19 protein-coding genes are annotated in these 18997 nt (G+C 72.1%); 1 reads left to right on the top strand and 18 read right to left on the bottom strand.

The window, feature by feature from the left end:
• Window positions 1-57: 57 nt before the first annotated feature.
• From G514_RS0112130 to efp, 3 genes are all read right to left on the bottom strand, one after another.
• Entirely contained in the window at window positions 58-1440 is a 1383-nt protein-coding gene (locus G514_RS0112130) for a dihydrolipoyl dehydrogenase family protein (RefSeq protein ID WP_028651954.1), read from the bottom strand.
• A 180-nt stretch (window positions 1441-1620) separates the two neighbouring features.
• Window positions 1621-2049, bottom strand: coding sequence for a transcription antitermination factor NusB (gene nusB, locus G514_RS0112125; RefSeq protein ID WP_028651953.1), 429 nt, complete (start codon window positions 2047-2049; stop codon window positions 1621-1623).
• A 13-nt stretch (window positions 2050-2062) separates the two neighbouring features.
• Window positions 2063-2626, bottom strand: a complete 564-nt coding sequence (efp, locus tag G514_RS0112120) for an elongation factor P (RefSeq protein WP_028651952.1) — start codon at window positions 2624-2626, stop codon at window positions 2063-2065.
• A gap of 143 nt (window positions 2627-2769) precedes the next feature.
• Here efp and G514_RS0112115 point away from each other — a divergent pair, with 143 nt between their 5' ends.
• Window positions 2770-3834 carry a tetratricopeptide repeat protein gene (locus tag G514_RS0112115; protein ID WP_028651951.1) on the top strand — a complete coding sequence of 355 codons (1065 nt, stop codon included), beginning with the start codon at window positions 2770-2772 and terminating at the stop codon, window positions 3832-3834.
• A gap of 8 nt (window positions 3835-3842) precedes the next feature.
• On the opposite strand, the gene G514_RS0112110 is transcribed toward G514_RS0112115, so the two are convergent.
• The 15 genes from G514_RS0112110 to G514_RS0112040 form a co-directional block, all read right to left on the bottom strand.
• Window positions 3843-4283, bottom strand: a complete 441-nt coding sequence (locus G514_RS0112110; protein ID WP_028651950.1) for a type II 3-dehydroquinate dehydratase — start codon at window positions 4281-4283, stop codon at window positions 3843-3845.
• On the bottom strand, window positions 4280-5347 hold the full coding sequence (gene aroB / locus G514_RS0112105; RefSeq protein WP_028651949.1) for a 3-dehydroquinate synthase: 1068 nt from the start codon (window positions 5345-5347) through the stop codon (window positions 4280-4282). The genes G514_RS0112110 and aroB overlap by 4 nt, the downstream gene beginning before the upstream one ends.
• Window positions 5344-5814, bottom strand: coding sequence for a shikimate kinase (locus tag G514_RS0112100; RefSeq protein WP_036564808.1), 471 nt, complete (start codon window positions 5812-5814; stop codon window positions 5344-5346). Before G514_RS0112100 ends, aroB begins: the two co-directional genes overlap by 4 nt.
• 53 nt (window positions 5815-5867) lie before the next feature.
• Entirely contained in the window at window positions 5868-7049 is a 1182-nt protein-coding gene (gene aroC / locus G514_RS0112095; protein ID WP_211222125.1) for a chorismate synthase, read from the bottom strand.
• A gap of 90 nt (window positions 7050-7139) precedes the next feature.
• Window positions 7140-7955, bottom strand: a complete 816-nt coding sequence (locus G514_RS29245; protein WP_051247397.1) for a prepilin peptidase — start codon at window positions 7953-7955, stop codon at window positions 7140-7142.
• Complete coding sequence (locus tag G514_RS0112085) at window positions 7952-8779, bottom strand: shikimate dehydrogenase (RefSeq protein WP_084152073.1); 828 nt, start codon at window positions 8777-8779, stop codon at window positions 7952-7954. Before G514_RS0112085 ends, G514_RS29245 begins: the two co-directional genes overlap by 4 nt.
• 42 nt (window positions 8780-8821) lie before the next feature.
• The gene (gene mltG / locus G514_RS0112080; RefSeq protein WP_028651945.1) at window positions 8822-9976 is read right to left on the bottom strand and encodes an endolytic transglycosylase MltG; all 1155 of its coding nucleotides are present in this window, start codon (window positions 9974-9976) and stop codon (window positions 8822-8824) included.
• On the bottom strand, window positions 9973-10455 hold the full coding sequence (gene ruvX / locus G514_RS0112075; RefSeq protein WP_028651944.1) for a Holliday junction resolvase RuvX: 483 nt from the start codon (window positions 10453-10455) through the stop codon (window positions 9973-9975). The genes mltG and ruvX overlap by 4 nt, the downstream gene beginning before the upstream one ends.
• A gap of 130 nt (window positions 10456-10585) precedes the next feature.
• Window positions 10586-13294 carry an alanine--tRNA ligase gene (gene alaS, locus G514_RS0112070; protein WP_028651943.1) on the bottom strand — a complete coding sequence of 903 codons (2709 nt, stop codon included), beginning with the start codon at window positions 13292-13294 and terminating at the stop codon, window positions 10586-10588.
• Between the two features lie 11 nt (window positions 13295-13305).
• Complete coding sequence (locus tag G514_RS26480) at window positions 13306-13566, bottom strand: DUF6167 family protein (protein WP_051247396.1); 261 nt, start codon at window positions 13564-13566, stop codon at window positions 13306-13308.
• A gap of 73 nt (window positions 13567-13639) precedes the next feature.
• Entirely contained in the window at window positions 13640-14146 is a 507-nt protein-coding gene (locus G514_RS0112060) for a hypothetical protein (protein ID WP_028651942.1), read from the bottom strand.
• An 11-nt stretch (window positions 14147-14157) separates the two neighbouring features.
• Complete coding sequence (locus G514_RS0112055; RefSeq protein WP_084152072.1) at window positions 14158-15537, bottom strand: replication-associated recombination protein A; 1380 nt, start codon at window positions 15535-15537, stop codon at window positions 14158-14160.
• Entirely contained in the window at window positions 15524-16633 is a 1110-nt protein-coding gene (locus G514_RS26475; RefSeq protein ID WP_245582218.1) for an ABC transporter ATP-binding protein, read from the bottom strand. Before G514_RS26475 ends, G514_RS0112055 begins: the two co-directional genes overlap by 14 nt.
• A 206-nt stretch (window positions 16634-16839) precedes the next feature.
• Complete coding sequence (locus G514_RS26470; RefSeq protein WP_051247395.1) at window positions 16840-17955, bottom strand: ABC transporter ATP-binding protein; 1116 nt, start codon at window positions 17953-17955, stop codon at window positions 16840-16842.
• A gap of 22 nt (window positions 17956-17977) precedes the next feature.
• Window positions 17978-18997 carry an ABC transporter permease gene (locus G514_RS0112040; RefSeq protein ID WP_245582185.1) on the bottom strand — a complete coding sequence of 340 codons (1020 nt, stop codon included), beginning with the start codon at window positions 18995-18997 and terminating at the stop codon, window positions 17978-17980.

The following is an 18997-nucleotide window of genomic DNA, read 5'->3' as shown; positions in this document are numbered from 1 at the left end:
CAGGACCAGATACCCGGTGGGGTGAGCAGTCATGCGGGAGGCACGACGTCGGGAGGGTCAGGACAGGTCGGCCAGCGCGGCCTCGATGGCCCGGTGGAAGGTCGGATACGCATAGATCATCGAGCGCAGCGTGTCGACCGGGACCGCGGCGTGCACCGCCACGGCGAGGAACCCGATGATCTCCCCGCCGCCCGGCCCCACGACCGTGGCCCCGACCAGCACCCCGCGGTCGGCGTCCTCCACCACCTTGACCAGCCCGCGGGCGCCCGGGCCGTGGGTGAAGCCGCGCGTCGACTCCTCGAGCCTGGTCCGCCCCACCCGCAGGGTGAGCCCGGCCTCGCGCGCCTGCGCCTCACTCAGCCCGACGGCGGCGACCTCGGGGTCGGTGAAGGTCACGTGCGGGAGCGCGTGGTAGGCCGCGGGCGGGCCCTCCTCGCCGAGGATGTCGCGCCGGGCGATGGCGTTCTGGTACATCGCGACGTGCGTGAAGGCGCCCTTGCCCGTGACGTCGCCGATCGCCCACAACCCCTCGCCCGCCCGCATCCGGTCGTCCACCTCGATGGTGCGCGCCGCTGGGTCGAGCCCGACGGTCTCCAGCCCGAGGTCGTCGAGGTTGGGCGTGCGACCGGCCGCGACGAGCACCTGGTCGGCCTCGAGCTCCTCCCCGGTGCTGGTCGTGAGCCGGAACCGCCCCGAGGCGTACGACGTCCGCGTGAGCTCGACGCCCAGCAGCACGCGGATCCCCTCCTCGGCGAACACCTCGGCGAGCAGGGCCGACGCCTCGGGCTCGTTGACGGCCAGCAGGCGGTCACCGTGCTGGACGATCGTGACCTGCACCCCGAACCGCGCGAACACCTGCGCCAGCTCGCAGCCGATCGGGCCGCCGCCGACCACGACGAGCGACCCGGGCACCTCGGTGACCTGCACGGCGTCGCGGTTCGTCCAGTACGGCGTGCCGGCCAGTCCCTCGACCGGCGGCGTCGCCGGCCTCGTGCCGGGGTTGAGCACCACGCCGCGGGTCGCCTCGTAGGTCACCGGGTCCGAGCCGTCCGTGGGCGTCACGGTCACCCGGCGTACGCCGGCGAGCCGCGCCACGCCGTGCAGCACGGTCGCGCCGGCCTTCTGCAGCCGCTCGACCGCCACCCGGTCGTCCCAGTGGTCGGTGGCCTGCACGGAGACGCGCTCCGCGACCGGAGCCCAGCTGGACCGGACGGTCACGTCACCAGCCAGCTCGGCGGCCCGCCCCGCCTCGGCCAGCGCGTCGGAGGCGCGGACCATCATCTTGGTCGGCACGCACCCGTAGTAGGGGCACTCGCCCCCGACCAGGTGCTTGTCGACCGCGACGACCGCGAGCCCGGCGCCGGTCAGGGCGTTCGCCAGGGCCTCGCCTCCCGGCCCGAGCCCGACGACCACCACGTCCACCTGCTGCGCGTCGCTCATGGAACACAGACTGCCGCACCTTGGTCAGTCGATGACCGGGCCACCGCTGGTCGACCTTGTCGAGACCTCCGCAGCAAGGGCCTTTGGGTGGGTTCCAGCGCGGGTTGCGGAGTGTTTCGACCCGCTGTCGCGACTTCGTCCCTCAGTCGCGACGCTTGCTCAACCTTCGCGAGCCCACGGTCACCGCTCGTCCCTCGCGGTGCCCTGCTCGCGAACCTTGTTGCGCACCACGGCACCCAGCACGCCGTTGACGAACGGCGGCGACTCGTCGGTGGACAGGTCGCGGACCAGCGCCATCGCCTCGCTCACCGCGACCGCGTCGGGCACGTCGTCCACGAACAGCAGCTCGAAGATCCCCAGCCGCAGCACGTTGCGGTCGACGACCGGCATCCGGTCGAGCGTCCAGCCCTCGCTGTAGGCCGCCAGCACCTCGTCGATCCGGGCCTGGTGGTCCACCACCCCGCGCACCAGCTCGGAGGTGTAGTCGTTGGTCGGCCCCTCGCCCTGCTCGATCGCGCGGTCGAGGGCCTCGGCCGCCGACTCACCGCGCAGCTCGGAGGCGTAGAGCAGGTCGAGAGCGCGCTTGCGCGCCTTGGAACGGGCGGCCACTACAGAGCCGTCATCAAGAGGTGACGCGGCCGAGGTAGGAGCTGTCGCGCGTGTCGACCTTGATCCGCTCCCCGGTGGTGATGAACAGCGGCACCATCACCGTCGCGCCGGTCTCGACCGTCGCGGGCTTGGTGCCGCCGGTCGAGCGGTCGCCCTGCAGGCCCGGCTCGGTGTAGGTGACCTCGAGCTCGACCGAGGCCGGCAGCTCGATGTAGAGGACGCGGCCGTCGTTGCTCGCGACGATGGCCTCCTGGTTCTCCAGGAGGAAGTTGGCGGCGTCGCCCACGATCTCCGGCGAGATCTCGACCTGGTCGAAGGTGCCGGTGTCCATGAACACGTACGACGTGCCGTCGTTGTAGAGGTACTGCATCGTCCGCTTGTCGACGTTCGCCACCTCGACCTTGACGTCGGCGTTGAAGGTCTTGTCGACGGTCTTGCCCGACTCGACGTTCTTGAGCTTGGAGCGCACGACCGCGCCACCCTTGCCGGGCTTGTGGTGCTGGAACCAGATGACCTGCCAGAGCTGGCCGTCGAGGTTGAGCACCATGCCGTTCTTCAGGTCGTTCGTCGTTGCCATGTGGTGGGGTTCGGCCTTCTCGTCGAGTTGTCGAAGCGCGTACGTCGGTGGTCGCTGGACCAGCGCAGGAGTCTACCCAGTCGCGGCCCGATCGCCCGCTTCGCCTCTGGCGCGACGAGTCGTGCTGGGCTTGACTGACACAGGTGACGGGGGAGCTGGATCGCGCGCACGCGCTGGTGCTAGATCCACGCCGGTTCGGGACGGTCGCCGAGCGGGCCGAGTACCTCGCCGCCCTCGAGGCCCGCTACCTCGACGTCGAGACCGCGATGAACCTGCTGATGGCGCTGCCGTCCTGGGACGAGCGCTCGCGCACGTGGGTCGACGACCAGCTGACCCTCGCGACGGCGGTGGTCCACCAGGTCGGCACGCTGCGCGGAGAGTACGACGACGCGCAGGCCTGGGGCGACCGCGCGCTCGACCTCGGGCGGGACGGCTCCCTCCTCCCCCGGGCCGACCTGATGCTGCACCTCTCCGAGGTGCACCGCGTGACCGGCCGGGCCGAGCGCTCCGCGGCGCTGGTGCGCGAGGCCGCGGGGCTGCTCCGGCTGCACGACCTCTCCCCCGAGGACCTCGACGCGCTCGCCCCGGTCACCTGCCACGCGCTGTTCTGCCTGGGCTCGCTCGCCTACCGCGAGGGGCGGCACGAGGAGGCCCGGCCGCTGCTGGGCCATGCCTGCGCGCACGGCGGCGACTCGGTCCCGCACCTGTGGTCTCTCGTCAACCACGCCCTCGTGCTCGCCGACAACGGCGACCACGGGGCCGCGCTCGCCTTCGAGGACGCCGCGACCGAGATGGCCGAGCGGCTCGGCGACGCGCTGGCCGGCACGGCGGTCCGCAACAACCGCGCCTGCACGCTGCGCCGTCTCGGCCGCCACCAGGAGGCGTACGACGAGTTCGCGCGGCTGCTCCCGGAGATCCTCGCCGACGACATCCCCGACGCCGTGCTGACAAGCTGCGAGGACTTCGCCTGCGTGCTGTTCGACATGGGCCGCGACGCCGACGGCGCCCTGCTCGTCGGCGCGGCGCTGGCCGAGCGCGACGGCGTCGGTGTGCCGCGCATGACGTTCCAGGAAGCCGCGCTCGCGCCGTCGGTGGAGGTCGGCTGCCGCCGCCTCGGTGACGAGTGGGAGACGCTGCTCGCCCGCGGCGCCGAGCTCGGCGTGCTCGCCGCGGTGGCCTCGGCGCTGCAGCCTGCGGAGAGGAGCTAGGCCGTGGCCTAGTCCCGCTCGGTGGCGGCGATCCGCTCGAGCGCCATCCGGTAGCCGTCGACGCCGTGGCCGGCGTACACCGCCAGCGCGTGCGGGGTCACCAGGGAGGTGTGCCGGAACTCCTCCGGTCGCTGTGACGGGTCGGAGATGTGCACCTCGACGAGCGGCGCGGTGAGCTGGGCGCAGGCGTCGAAGAGCGCGTAGGAGTAGTGGGTCCACGCGGCGGCGTTGAGGACGACAGGCCGGCCGTCGTCGGCGGCCTGGTTGAGCCAGTCGAGCAGCTCGCCCTCGTGGTTCGTCTGCCGGACGAGGACGTCGAGCCCGAGCTCGCGGCCCCACTCGACGCACCTCTGCTCGAGCTCGACATGCGTGGTGGTGCCGTAGATCTCCGGCTCGCGGCGGCCGAGCCGGCCCAGGTTGGGGCCGTTGAGCACCCAGACGGAGGTCATGACAGGGCCTCGTAGGCGGACCGCAGCAGCTCTTCGGACGGGCCGCTCAGCACGGCCGGTCGGGCCAGGCCGTCGAGCACGACGAACCGCAGCGTGGCGCCACGGGCCTTCTTGTCCACCCGCATCACGGCCAGCAGGTCGTCGAACGGCGCCCGGTGCCACCGGGTCGGCAGCCCGACCGAGGCCAGCACGGACGCGTGCCGCGCGGCGGTCTCGTCGTCCAGCCGGCCGGCGAGCCGCGCGAGCTCGGCGACGTAGACCATGCCGAGCGAGACCGCCTCGCCGTGCCGCACGGTGTAGCCGGTGACCTTCTCGACCGCGTGCGCGAGCGTGTGGCCGTAGTTGAGCACCTCGCGGCCGGGGTGCCCGTCGCCGCCCCCGGTCTCGCGGAGGTCGCTCGCGACGACGTCGGCCTTGACGCGAATCGACCGCTCGACCAGCTCGGCCAGCACGTCCGACGCCGGGTCGAGGACGGCGACGGCGTCCTTCTCGACCAGCGCCAGGATCTCGGGGTCGGCGATGAAGCCGCACTTCACGACCTCACCGAGCCCACTGACGAGCTCGGCCTCCGGGAGCGTCACGAGGAGGTCGAGGTCGCAGAGCACGCCGGCGGGCTCGTGGAACGAGCCGACGAGGTTCTTGCCCGCACCGGTGTCGATGCCGGTCTTGCCGCCGACCGCCGCGTCGACCATGCCGAGCAGCGAGGTCGGCACGTGGACGACGCGGACGCCGCGCAGCCAGGTCGCCGCCACGAAGCCGCCGACGTCGGTGGTCGCTCCCCCGCCCACGGTCACCACGGCGTCGGAGCGGGTGAAGCCCGCCGCGCCGAGCCGCTCCCAGAGGTCGGCCACGACGGCGGCGCTCTTCGCGCTCTCGCCCTCGGGGAGCTCGACGTCCAGCACGTCGTAGCCGGAGAGGTCCACCGAGAGACCCGGCGCGTGCAGCAGCGCCACCCGGCGCACGTCGTCGCCCAGGAGGGCAGGCAGGCGGTCGCGGACGCCGTGCCCGACCTCGACGTCGTACGGCGCGGCGCCGGCGACGCGGATCGTGGTCGCGGCGCTCACGCCAGCACCCGCACGATCTCCGCCGCGACGTCGTCGGCCGTGCGGTCGTCGGTGTCGACCACGTGGGTGGCCACGGACTCGTAGACCGGCGTGCGCTCGTCGAGCAGCGCCTTGATCCGGCCGCGCACGTTGCCCAGCAGCAGCGGGCGCGACGAGCCGAGCCCGACCCGCTTGACCGCCTCCGAGAGGCCGACCTTCAGGAAGACGACGCGGTGCCCGGCCAGCAGCTCACGGGTGCTCGGGTCGAGGACCGCTCCCCCGCCCAGGGCCAGCACGCCGTCGTGGGTCGCCAGTGCCTCCGCGACCGCCTTGCGCTCGAGGTCACGGAAGTGCGCCTCGCCCGACTCCACGAAGATGTCGGAGATGCTGCGCCCCTCGAGGGCCTCGACGTCCGCGTCGGTGTCGCGCGCCGCGACCGCCCACGCATCGGCCAGGAGCGCGGCGACCGTCGACTTGCCGGCGCCCATCGGGCCGACGAGCACCACCCGCGGCCCGCTCACCGGCCCGCTCACCGGATCGCTCACCGGAACCTCAGCGTGTCGAGGTAGGACTCGGCGTTGCGCCGGGTCTCCTGGACCGAGTCGCCGCCGAACTTCTCGAGCACCGCGTCGGCCAGCACCAGCGCGACCATCGCCTCGGCGACGATCCCCGCAGCAGGGACCGCACAGACGTCGGAGCGCTGGTGGTGCGCCCGCGTCTCCTCGCCGGTGGCCACGTCGACGGTGCGCAGGGCACGCGGGACGGTGGCGATCGGCTTCATCGCGGCGCGGACGCGGAGCACCTCACCGGTGGTCATGCCGCCCTCGGTGCCGCCCGAGCGGCCGCTGAGCCGGTGGATGCCCCCGTCGGTCATCACCATCTCGTCGTGCGCCTGCGACCCCGGCGTCGCGGCCAGGGCGAAGCCGTCGCCGACCTCGACGCCCTTGATGGCCTGGATGCCCATCAGCGCGCCGGCCAGGCGGGAGTCGAGGCGTCGGTCCCAGTGGACGTGCGACCCGAGGCCCGGCGGCAGCCCGTGCACCACCACCTCGACGACACCGCCGAGCGTGTCGCCCTGCTCGTGGGCCTCGTCGATCCGCGCCACCATCTGCGTGGCGGTGTCGGGGTCGAGGCAGCGGACCGGGTCGTCGTCGAGCCGCGCCACGTCGTCCGGCTCGGGCCACAGGCCGTCGGGCGCGCGGACGCCGCCGAGCTCGATCACGTGGGAGACGAGGCGGGCGCCGACCGACTGCTCGAGGAAGTTGGAGGCGACCCGTCCCAGGGCCACGCGGGCCGCCGTCTCGCGCGCCGACGCCCGCTCCAGGACCGGGCGGGCCTCGTCGAAGGCGTACTTCTGCATCCCCGCCAGGTCGGCGTGCCCGGGGCGGGGTCGGGTCAGGGGGGCGTTGCGGGCCGAGCCCGCGAGGATGACGGGGTCGACGGGGTCGGCGGACATCACCTGCTCCCACTTGGGCCACTCGGTGTTGCCGATCTGGATCGCGACCGGGCCGCCCTGGCTCTCGCCGTGCCGGATGCCGCCGACCAGGGTGACCTCGTCCTGCTCGAACTTCATCCGCGCGCCGCGGCCGTAGCCGAGCCGGCGGCGCGCCAGGGCGTCTCGGACGTCGTCGGAGGTCACCCGGACGTGGGCGGGCAGGCCCTCGAGGATCGCCACCAGGGACGGGCCGTGGGACTCACCCGCGGTCAGCCAGCGCAACGTCATCTTCCGGGCTCCCAGCCGAAGAGTGCTTCATCCGCGCGGAGCGCGTCCGGCGCGCGCTTTCGTGGGGTGGACGACATGCGGACAAGTGTCTCAGCCGTAGAGGGCGTCGATGACCGGCTGTCCGAGGAAGACGCCGAGCAGCGCCCCGACGAGCATGAACGGACCGAAGGGGAACGGCACCCGCATCAGGCGGTAGTCCCGCTTGGCGAGCGAGACCAGCACCCCGGGGAGGCCGAAGACGAGGAACCCGATCCAGACCCCGAAGAACACCTCGGCGGGTCCGAGCCAGCCCAGCACGAACCCGATCAGCGCGGAGAGCCGGACGTCGCCGAACCCCATCCCGGCGGCCCGGATGAACCACATCACCCAGAAGAACGAGCGCACCACGGCCAGCGAGACCGCCGCCCGCAGCAGGTCGTCGTGGTCTCCCGTGACCGCCCAGACGGCCAGGCCGGCGGCGACGACGTACGCCGTCGCGGGGAGCACGAGCCGGTTGGGGACCAGCCGGGCGCGCCAGTCGACCACCGCGATCGCGACCCCGACCGGGACCACGGGTGCGACGACCGCCAGTGCAGGATCGGCGCCGATCCACCAGCCGAGCAGCCCCCCGACCACCGCGCAGGCCAGCACGCACCCCACGAGCAGCCCGCGGACCCGCGCCATCTCGCGGTAGGGCTCCTTGTCGCGCTCGACGGCGTGCATGCCCCAGAGGGAGAAGTCGGGCACCGGCCGCCGCGGCCGGCGGCCGGCCGGCTCGACGTCTCGGCCGGGATCGGTGCCCTCCGCGGCCGGCTCCTCGGTCGGCTCCGGAGCCGACGGCTCCGGCAGGTGCCCGATCACCCACGGGACCGCCGCACCGCCGAGAGCGGCACCCGCGGCGCACGCCGCGGCGACCACCGCGCTCATCCGCCCGACCTCGCGGCCATGGCCTCCTCGGCCGCCCGGCGCATCGCGCCGACGGGCACGTCGAAGCGGCCGGTCATGGCGACCACCTGGTTGACCGCCTGCGCCACCAGCAGGTCCAGGCCGCTGAGCACGGTCCTGCCGGACCTCTGCGCCGCCACGGCCAGGGGCGTGGGCCACGGGTCGTAGACGACATCGAAGACGAGCGGCACCCTCGCCGTCGCCGCGACGAGCCCGGGCACCTGGGCCGACGCCGGCACCGTGGAGACCAGCACGTCCGCCTCGAGCTCCTCGACCTCGTCGAGCGCGGCCACGTCCACCGTCGGCGCCGAGCGGTGGGCGGCGACCGCGCCGACCGTGTCGGCCGCGCGGTCGGGGTCGCGGACGAGGAGGGTGGCGTGCGCCATCCCGCGCTCGGCCAGCGCGAGGAGCATCGAGGTCGCGGTGGCACCGCCGCCGAGCACCACGGCCCGCGTGACCGGCACGTCGTGCTCGCCGAGCACCATCAGCGCGCCGGTGACGTCGGTGTTGAGCCCGTGCCGGCTCCCGTCGGGCTCGAGCAGCACCGTGTTGCAGGCGCCGGTGTCGCGGACCCAGTCGTCGTGGGAGCCGAGGAGCGGCAGCGCTTCGCGCTTGAGCGGCATCGTGAGCGAGAGGCCGCGCCACTCGGCGGGGTCGAGGCCGTCGAGGAACCCCGCGAGGCCGCCGGCGGGCACCGGCACCGCGTCGTACCGCCAGTCGTCGAGGCCGAGGGCGGCGTAGGCGGCCCGGTGGATCACCGGCGACAGCGAGTGGTCGATCGGGTCACCCAGGACGGCGCAGCGCACAGCCCGCAACCTACAAGCCGGCGGCCTCGCCGAGAGCCGAGGTCAGCAGGCCTCGGAGGTCTCGCAGTACTGGAGGTACTCCTGCTTGTACTCCTGGAAGGTGTCGTAGTCGTCGGTGAACTTGGTCTCGCCGGTCTTGAGGTTCACCGTGACGTACCACAGCCACGGGCCGTCGGCCGGGTGCAGCGCGGCCTGGATGGCGTCGTCACCAGGCGAGTCGATCGGCCCGGGCGGGAGGCCGGGGTACTTCCGGGTGTTGTACGGCGAGTCGACCTCGAGGTCCTCGGAGGTGAGGCCGAGGCCGATGTCGTCGCGGCCGAGCGCGTAGTTGACGGTCGCGTCGATCTCGAGCAGGCCGTTGGTCAGCCCGTTGTCGGGGTTCTCGAGGCGGTTGTAGATGACGCGGGCGATCTTGGTGCGGTACTCCCCGCGGCCCTCGGCCTCGATCAGGCTCGCGATCGTCATGATGTCGTGGGTGCTGTAGCCGAGCGCCTCGGCCGCGGCGTCGAGGCCGTCGTCGTTCGCCGACTGCTGCCAACGCGCCACCATGTCGTGGAGCATGTCGGCCGGCTTCTTGTTCGGGCCGAAGGAGTACGTCGCCGGGAACAGGTAGCCCTCGGCGTTGCCCTCGGCGGCGGCGGGCAGGCCCAGCGCCTTGGGGTCCTTCAGCGCGGCCTCGAACTCGGCCTTCTTGAAGCTGGTCTGCTTCGCCAGCCGCGCGACGATCTGCTTGACCGTGAAGCCCTCCGGGATCGCCACCGTGGTGGTGTCGATGTTGGCGGGGTCGATGAGGACGTCGACCACGGCGGAGGCCTTCATCTCCTTCTCCAGCGCGTAGAAGCCGGCCTGGATCCTGTTGGCCTTCGGGTTCGCGCCCGCGGCGTCGATGAACGCCTCGACCGAGGCGACGACGCCGGCAGCCTTCAGGCCGCGGCCCATGTCGGCGATGCTGTCGCCCTGCTTGACCTCGAAGCTGACCGCCTCGCCGTTGCCGGTGCCGGAGTAGTCGTCGGCCGAGCTGAACTGGTCCTGGATCTTCTCGATGCCGGTGCTGACGCCCCAGTAGGCGACACCCGCGAGCACCGCGAGGATCACCAGCGCGATCAGGCAGCCCGGGCCGCGTCGGCGGGGCCGCTCGGCACGACGGCTCCCGCCTGTCGGCGTCTCGTCACCGAGGAGGCTCTCCATGTCGGTCATGGTTCGTCTGTCTCCTCGATGATCTCTCCCGGCGCGAGGCCGCTGGCTCGTTCGGTGTCCAGCACGTGCTGCAGGATCACCACCGCGGCGGCCTGGTCGACCACAGCACGGCGCTTGGCCCCCGACCGCCCACGGTCGCGCAGCATAGCCTCCGCGCTCACGGTGGTGAGCCGCTCGTCGGCCAGCCGCACCGGCACCGGTGCGACCGCGCGCGCCAGCCGCCGCGCCCAGTCGCGGACCTTCACGGCGGCCGGCCCCTCGGTGCCCGACAGCGAGCGCGGCAGCCCCACGACGATCTCGAGCACCCGCTCGGGGTCGCCGTCCTGCGCCTCGGCGAGCAGCTCGCGGATCCGTGCGAGGTCGCCGCGCCCGCGCCGGACGGTCTCGACGGGCGTGGCCAGCAGGCCCGACGGGTCGCTCTGCGCCACGCCGATCCGCGCGTCCCCCGGATCCAGTCCGAGCCGCACGCCCTGCCTCACGCCGCCCCACCCCGCCGAGTCGTCGTTACTGATGAGCAGTAACGCCGACTCGGCAACGACCCAGCCCGGCGAGTCGTCGTTACCGATGAGCAGTAACGCCGACTCGGCGTCGTGGGGCGGGCGGGTGCGGTCAGGAGGCTGCCTTCGCGACCTCGGAGCGGACCAGGGCGAGGGCCTCGTCGATCCGGGAGGCGTCGGTGCCGCCGCCCTGCGCCACGTCGTCCTTGCCGCCGCCCTTGCCGCCGACCAGCGGGCCGACGGCGCGGACGAGCTCGTTGGCGCTCACGCCGCGGGCCCGCGCCTCGTCGTTGACCGCTGCGACGACCGCCACCTTGCCGTCGGCCTCGCCGATGATCACCACGACGCCCGGCTGGCCCGCGGGGAGCCGGCCGCGCACGTCGAGCGCGAGCGTCCGCGCGTCACCGCCGGCCGCGCCCGGCGCAGCGGTCGCCACGAGAGCGATCCCGCCGACCTGCTCGGCCGCCGACGCGAGCTCGCCGGCCCGGGCGAGCAGCTGCCCCACCCTGACCTTCTCGAGCTCCTTCTCGGCGACGCGCAGGCGCTCGACGATGTCGTTGACCCGCTCGGGGAGGTCCTCCGGCCGCGCCTTGAGCGCCTCGGAGAGCTGCGCGACCAGCACGTGCTCGCGCGCCAGGAAGCGGTAGGCGTCGGCACCGACCAGCGCCTCGACGCGGCGTACCCCGGAGCCGATGCTGGACTCGCCGAGCAGCTTGATCACGCCGAGCTTGCCGGAGCTCCCGGCGTGGGTGCCGCCGCAGAGCTCGCGGGCCCACTCACCGACCGAGACCACGCGGACCCGGTCGCCGTACTTCTCGCCGAACAGCGCCATCGCGCCGGACTTGACCGCCTCGGCCTGGCTCATGATCTCGGCGTGCACCGCCAGGTCGTCGAGGATCACGTCGTTGACCCGCGCCTCGACGTCGGTCATCACCGACGCCGGCACTGCGCCCGCCGCGGAGAAGTCGAACCGGAACCGGCCCGGCGCGTTCTCTGAGCCCGCCTGGGTCGCGGTCTCCCCCAGCGCCTCGCGGAAGGCCTTGTGCACCATGTGGGTCGCGGTGTGAGCGCGCGAGATCGACAGCCGTCGCTCAAGGTCGACGACCGAGTGCGACTCGAGGCCGGGCGTGACCTCGCCGTTGAGCACCGTCGCTTGGTGCACGACCAGCCCGTTGATCGGCGCCTGCACGTCGTCGACGCGCAGCCGGGCGCCGTTGGAGAGCTCGATGATGCCGTGGTCGGCGAGCTGGCCGCCGCCCTCGGCGTAGAACGGCGTCCGGTCGAGGACGATCTCCACCTCGTCGCCCTCGGTGGCGCTGTCGACCACGCCGTCCGCGGTGACCAGGCCGCGCACCGTGCCGTCGGTGACGACCTCGCTGTAGCCGGTGAAGTCGACCGGCGCGCCCATCGCGTCGGCGACGGCGCGGTACGCCGTGGCGTCGCGGTGCGCGCCCTTCTTGGCGCGGGCGTCGGCCTTGGCGCGGTCGCGCTGCTCCTGCATGAGGCGCCGGAAGCCCACCTCGTCGACCGCGAGGCCCTGCTCGGCGGCCATCTCGAGGGTCAGGTCGATCGGGAAGCCGTAGGTGTCGTGCAGCGCGAACGCGCGGTCCCCGGACAGCTCGGTGCCGCCCGCCTGCTTCACCTCGCTCGCCGCGGTGTCGAATATCGTGGTGCCCGCGCGGAGCGTCTGCCGGAAGGCTTCCTCCTCGGCGAAGGCGACCTTCGCGATGCGCTCCCAGTCGCGGTGCAGCCCGTCGTAGGTCTCGCCCATCTTGTCGCGGCTGACCGGCAGCAGCTCGGGGAGCACCGGGTCCTCGCAGCCGAGCAGCCGCATCGAGCGGATCGCGCGGCGCATCAGCCGGCGCAGGACGTAGCCGCGGCCCTCGTTGCCCGGGGTGACGCCGTCGCCGATGAGCATCAGCGAGCTGCGCACGTGGTCGGCCACGACCCGGAAGCGGACGTCGTCCTCGTGGTCGGCGCCGTAGGTGTGGCCGGTGATCTCCTGGGCGCGCTCGATGACCGGGAACATCACGTCGATCTCGTACATGTTGTCGACGCCCTGCAGCAGGAACGCCACCCGCTCCAGGCCCATGCCGGTGTCGATGTTCTGCTTCGGCAGCGGCCCGACGATGTCGAAGTCCTCCTTCGACCGGACCGCGCTGAGCTCCTCCTGCATGAAGACGAGGTTCCAGATCTCGAGGAGGCGGTCCTCGAGCTTGAACGGCATGTCGGGACCGAGCTCCTCGGGCGTGAAGTCGGGCCCGTGGCTGCCGCCGCGGTCGTAGAGGATCTCCGAGCACGGTCCGCCGGGGCCGGGCACGCCCATCGACCAGTAGTTCTCCTTCTTGCCCAGCTTGAGGATCCGCGACGCCGGGAAGCCGGTGACCTGCTGCCAGATCGCGAGCGCCTCCGGGTCGTCGACGTAGACCGACGGGTAGAGCTTGCTCTCCTCGAGCCCCCAGCCGCCCTCGCTGCGCGGCTTGGTGACCAGGTCCCAGGCCAGCTCGATCGCGCCCTGCTTGAAGTAGTCGCCGAAGGAGAAGTTGCCGCACATCTCGAAGAACGTGCCGTGCCGGGTGGTCTTGCCGACGTCCTCGATGTCGGGGGTGCGCACGCACTTCTGCACGCTCACGGCGCGGGGGTACGGCGTGGCCTCCTGACCGAGGAAGTACGGCTTGAACGGCACCATGCCGGCGTTCACGAAGAGCAGCGTGGGGTCGTCGAGCAGGAGCGAGGCGGACGGCACGGCCGTGTGGCCACCCCAGCGCGTGTCGTTCTCGAAGTGCGCGACGAAGTTGCGCCTGATCTCGGCCGTGCTCATCGACGGTTCCATCAGCTCCTGCCCTCCTCTTCCTGTCTCGATGTGAGCTCTGGTCGTCCATGAGGCGCGAGGGCGAACCGCTCGCGCAACCCCGTTTCGGCCTCGGCCTTGCCCTGGGCCACCTCGTCGCGGAACATGCGCACGCCCACGGCGAGCCCGTTGAGACGGTCCTGCATCCCGTCGACGGTCAGCGCCTCGGCAGCGCGGCGCCCGCGGATCATGACGTAGATCCCGGCCCCGGCCCCGGCGACGAACCAGAGGCCGCCCCTCATGCTCTTGGGGTCCCCGCGGGATTGTGCGCGGGAGGAGCGCAGCGGGGGGAGCGCAGAATCTCGTGGGGTGTCTTCATGCTGCCGAGCCCTCCGGCTCGTCGGCGGCCATGGCGGCTCGCTGCCGCGCCGCCCACTCGCGGCGTACCTCCCGCAGCTCGGTGCGGCGCTGCTTGCGCGAGCGCTTGACCTCCTGGCGCATGTGGAAGCGGATCCGGTTGCGGGTCTCGGCCGACAGCGCCCGCCGCAGCCCCTGGAACAGCGAGGCCGTCTGCACGACCGACTCCTTGAGCAGCAGGTCCGCGAAGACCGGCCCGGGCAGGGCCGGCACCGGCTCGGCCACCTCGGGCTCGGGCTCCGGCTCGCCGACCCGGGTGATGACGAACTCGGGGGCCGGCGGGTCTGCGTCGAGTGACCCGTCTGGCAGGTCTTCCACAGGGAATCGCCTGTCGATCGGGTCACTCGACGTCAACAGGCGGGCGACATGGGCCTCCAGGCGGCGGACCCGGAGGGCCAGCACGGCGACCAGCACGCCGACCAGCACCGCCAGGACGGCGGTCACGGTCACCAACACCCACGCCATGAGCAAAGACCCTACCGGCCGCGGATGATGCGGCGGACCCGCGCCCAGCGCTCCTTGATGGCCGCCTCGGCGCCGAGCTCGGTCGGCTTGTAGTACTCCGCGTCCAGGACGACGTCGGGCGCGTACTGCTGCTCCGCGATGCCGAACGGCGCGTCGTGGCTGTAGGCGTACGACGAGCCGTGGCCCAGCCTCTTGGCGCCCTGGTAGTGGGCGTCACGGAGGTGGGCCGGCACCGGCCCGATCTTGCCGGCCCGCACGTCCGCGGAGGCGGCCTCGATCGCGGTGATCACGGCGTTCGACTTGGGGGCGATCGCCAGCGCGATCGTGGCCTGGGCGAGGTTGAGGCGCGCCTCCGGCATGCCGATGAGCTGGACCGCCTGCGCCGCGGCGACGGCGGTGGTCAGCGCGGTCGGGTCGGCGAGGCCGATGTCCTCGCTCGCCAGGATCACCAGCCGGCGCGCGATGAACCGCGGGTCCTCACCCGCCTCCAGCATCCGTGCGAGGTAGTGCAGCGCGGCGTCGACGTCGGACCCGCGCAGCGACTTGATGAAGGCGCTCGTCACGTCGTAGTGCTGGTCGCCCTGGCGGTCGTAGCGGACCGCGGCCTGGTCGACCGCGGTCTCCGCGGTCTCGAGGTCGATGGTCGTGCTCCCGCGGGCCGACGCCGCGCCGGCGGCGGCCTCGAGGTAGGTCAGCGATCGGCGGGCGTCGCCACCGGCCAGCCGGACCAGGTGGTCGAGGGCGTCGGGGTCGACGTCGTAGGCGCCGCCGAGGCCGCGCTCGTCGGTGAGCGCGTGGTCGAGCACCTCGCGGATGTCGTCGTCGGTGAGCGACTCCAGCCGGAGCAGCAGGCTGCGCGACAGCAGCGGCGAGATCACGGAGAAGAAGGGGTTCTCGGTGGTGGCCGCGACGAGCGTGACCCAGCGGTTCTCGACGCCGGGCAGCAGGGCGTCCTGCTGGGCCTTGCTGAAGCGGTGCACCTCGTCGACGAACAGCACGGTCTCGTGGCCGGTGGCGACCAGCTCGCGGCGCGCGGCGTCGATCGCCGCGCGCACCTCCTTCACGCCGGCCGACACGGCGGACACCTCGACGAACCGCCGGTCGGTCTGCTGGCTCAGGATCGCCGCGATCGTGGTCTTGCCGGTGCCGGGCGGGCCCCACAGCAGCAGCGACATCGACTGGTCGCCCTCGACCAGCTGGCGCAGCGGCGAACCGGGGGCACGCAGCTGGCTCTGGCCGACGAGCTCCTCCAGCGACCGCGGCCGCATGCGTACGGCGAGCGGCGCGGCCGCGTGCGAGGCCGAGCTCAGCGCACCGGCACCCGCGGCCTCGGTGGTGCGCCGCGCCTGCAGCCCACCGGTCTCGAAGAGCTCGTCGTCACCCTCGGGCAAACGACTTCGTGCCCAGGTCGTACCAGGTGTCTGCGTAGCCGGGGTGCGACAACTGGTCGTGGTCGGTCACGGAGCCGGTCGCGTCGACGTTCCCCTGGTTGTCGAGACCGAGCAGCGGTGCGGTCACCGGCTCCTTGGGGTGGTTGGTGATCTCACCCGGGAAGTGGCACGCGACCTTGTGCTTCGGGCCGATCTGGAGCAGCGGCGGCTCGACCTTCGCGCAGATCTCCTGGGCGATCGGGCAGCGGGTGCGGAAGCGGCAGCCCGAGGGCGGGTTGATCGGCGACGGGACGTCGCCGGTCAGCCGGATCCGCTCGCGGCGGCCACCGAGCGCGGCCTGCTTCACGTCGGGCACCGCCGAGAGCAGCGCCTGCGTGTAGGGGTGGTGCGCCTTGAGGTAGATGCTGTCGCGGTCGCCGATCTCGACGATCTTGCCGAGGTACATCACCGCGACCTCGGGGCAGAAGTGGCGGACGATCGCCAGGTCGTGGGCGATGAACAGGAACGCGACGCCGAACTCCTGCTGGATGCCCTGGAGCAGGTTGACCACCTGCGCCTGGATCGACACGTCGAGCGCGGAGACCGGCTCGTCGGCGACCAGCAGCTTGGGGTTGAGCGTGAGCGCGCGGGCGATGCCGATGCGCTGGCGCTGACCGCCGGAGAACTCGTTGGGGAACCGGTTGTAGTGCTCGGGGTTGAGCCCGACGATCTCGAGCAGCTCCTTGACCCGGCCGAGGACCTGCTTCTCGGGCACGATCTTGTGGATGCGCAGCGGCGCACCGATGATCGAGCCGACCGTGTGCCTCGGGTTGAGCGAGGTGTAGGGGTCCTGGAAGATCATCTGGATCTCGCGCCGCAGCGGCTTGAGCTCGCGCTGGCTGATCTGCGCGATGTCGCGGCCGTCGAAGTCGATCGTGCCGCCGGTCGGCGTGAGCAGCCGGGTGATCAGCCGGCCGGTCGTCGACTTGCCGCAGCCGGACTCGCCCACGAGCCCGAGCGACCCGCCCTCGACGACCTGGAACGACACGCCGTCGACGGCCTGCACGTGGCCGACCGTGCGGTGGATGACGCCCTGGGACTTCACCGGGAAGTACATCCGCAGGTTGTCGACGGTCAGGATCGGCTTCGCGTCCTTGGGCGCCTCGGTCGCCGCGCGGCCCTCGAAGGGGTCGATCGCCGCGTCGGTGACGAACGTCGACTCGCGGGCCTCGGCGGCGTCCTTCGCGGCGTCCTTCGAGGCGTCCTGCGTGGGCTCCCCCGCGTCGTCGGAGCCGGTGCTCTCGGTGTGCTCGGCCGTGGACATCAGGTGTTCTCCTCGGCCAGGAGGTCGACGAGGTCGGGTGCGATCTCGGGCAGGACCTCGGTCTGGTAGATGCTCTCGGGGTCGGCGAGGTGGCAGCGCTTGAGGTGGCTGGACCCGCGACCACCGGGCGCGAGCTCGGGGGTGGTGGTGCGGCACAGGTCGCCGGGCACCTTGTCGCGGAACGCGCACCGCGGGTGGAAGTGGCAGCCCGAGGGCGGGTTGAGGAGGCTCGGCGGGCTGCCGGGGATCGGGATCAGCTTGGCGCTGGTGTCGCCGGTGACCTCGGGCACGCTCGAGAGCAGACCCCACGTGTAGGGCATCTCCGGGTGGGTCAGGATCTCCGAGGTCTTGCCGTACTCGACGGCCCGGCCGCCGTACATGACCAGGGTGTCGTCGGTCATCTCGGCCACCACGCCGAGGTCGTGGGTGATGATGATGACGGCGGAGTTGAACTCGCGCTGGAGGTCCTGGAGCAGGTCGAGGATCTGCGCCTGCACCGTCACGTCGAGGGCCGTGGTCGGCTCGTCGGCGATCAGCATCGAGGGGTCGTTGACCAGCCCCATGGCGATCATCGCGCGCTGGCGCATGCCGCCGGAGAACTGGTGGGGGTAGTCGTCGACGCGGCGGTCGGGCTGCGGGATGCCGACCCGGTCGAGCAGGTCGATGGCCCGCCGGCGCGCGACCTTCTTCGACACGCTCTGGTGGACGCGGTAGGCCTCGATGATCTGGGAGCCGACCGTGAAGTAGGGGTGCAGGGCGGAGAGGGGGTCCTGGAAGATCATCGCGACGTCGCGGCCGCGGAGCCGGCGCATCTCGTCCTCGCGCAGCGTCAGGATGTCGGTGCCGTCGAGCACGATCTGCCCGGAGAGCTGGGCGTTGCTGCCGTGGAAGAGCCCCATGATCGCCGAGCTCGACACCGACTTGCCCGAGCCCGACTCGCCCACGATCCCGAGCGTCTTGCCGCGTTCGAGCGTGTAGCTCAGGCCGTCGACCGCCTTGACGACGCCGTCGGCGGTCGGGAAGTGGACGCGCAGGTCCTTGACGACGAGGAGCGGGTCGCCGGGCTGCCCGCCCTGAGCGGGCTCAGCGCTGAGCTGAGCTGTGGAAGAGGACACGTGAGTACCTAACCGGATTCGATCAGCCGAGCCGGACGCGGGGGTCGATGACGGCGTAGAGCAGGTCGACGACGATGTTGGCGACGATGACGAACGACGCCAGCAGCAGCACGATGCCCACGATCAGCGGCAGGTCGTAGCGCTGCACGGCGGTGAACGACAGCTTGCCCACGCCATTGAAGTTGAAGACGGTCTCGGTGATGATCGCGCCGCCCAGCAGGCCCGCGAGGTCGAGACCGGAGAGCGTGACCAGCGGCGTCAGCACCGCGCGTAGCGTGTGCTTGCCGATCACCACCCGCCGGGTGAGCCCCTTGGCCCGGGCGGTGCGGATGTAGTCCTCGCTCATCGTCTCGAGGACGAAGGCGCGGGTCATCCGGATGTAGCCGGCCATGTAGACCAGCGCCAGGGTGATCGCCGGCAGGATGAGCCCGGACACCCACAGGAACGGGTTGTCGGTGAAGTCGCTGTACTTCGGCAGCTCGACGATCCCCCACCGGATCGCGACGAACTTGAGCAGCAGGAGCCCGATGAAGAACGTCGGGAACGCGAACGCCAGCAGGGAGAGGCCGACGATCGCCTTGTCTATCAACCTGCCCTTGAACAACGCGGCCGTGATGCCGAGGAGCACGCCGCCGGCGATCCAGATCACGAACGCCGAGATCGCCAGCGAGACCGAGATCGGGAGCTTGTCCTTGATCAGCGTGTTGACCGGCTTGCTGTAGCCGTAGGAGTAGCCCAGGCAGCCCCGGGGGCACTCGACGACCTGCTCGGGCGCCGCCTTGCGGAGCTTCTCATCGTCGGGGAACTCGCGGCCCGCGACGAAGCCCTTGGCGAACTTGCCCCACTGCACGATCGTCGGCTCGTCGTAGCCGAGGGCGCGCTTGGTCGTGTCGAGCTGGGTCGGCGTGCACTTGGGCCCGCAGGCGAAGCGCTCGGGCGTCGAGGAGCTCGCGTAGAAGAGGTAGAAGGTGACCACGCTCATGACCACCAGGAGCAGGATGCCGCTGATCACGCGGCGGATGGTGTAGGCGAACACGGGCAC

Source organism: Nocardioides halotolerans DSM 19273, assembly GCF_000422805.1.
GTDB lineage: Bacteria > Actinomycetota > Actinomycetes > Propionibacteriales > Nocardioidaceae > Nocardioides > Nocardioides halotolerans.
The sequence above is the reverse complement of the archived record's forward strand: the minus strand, read 5'-3'. Positions and strand labels throughout refer to the sequence as shown.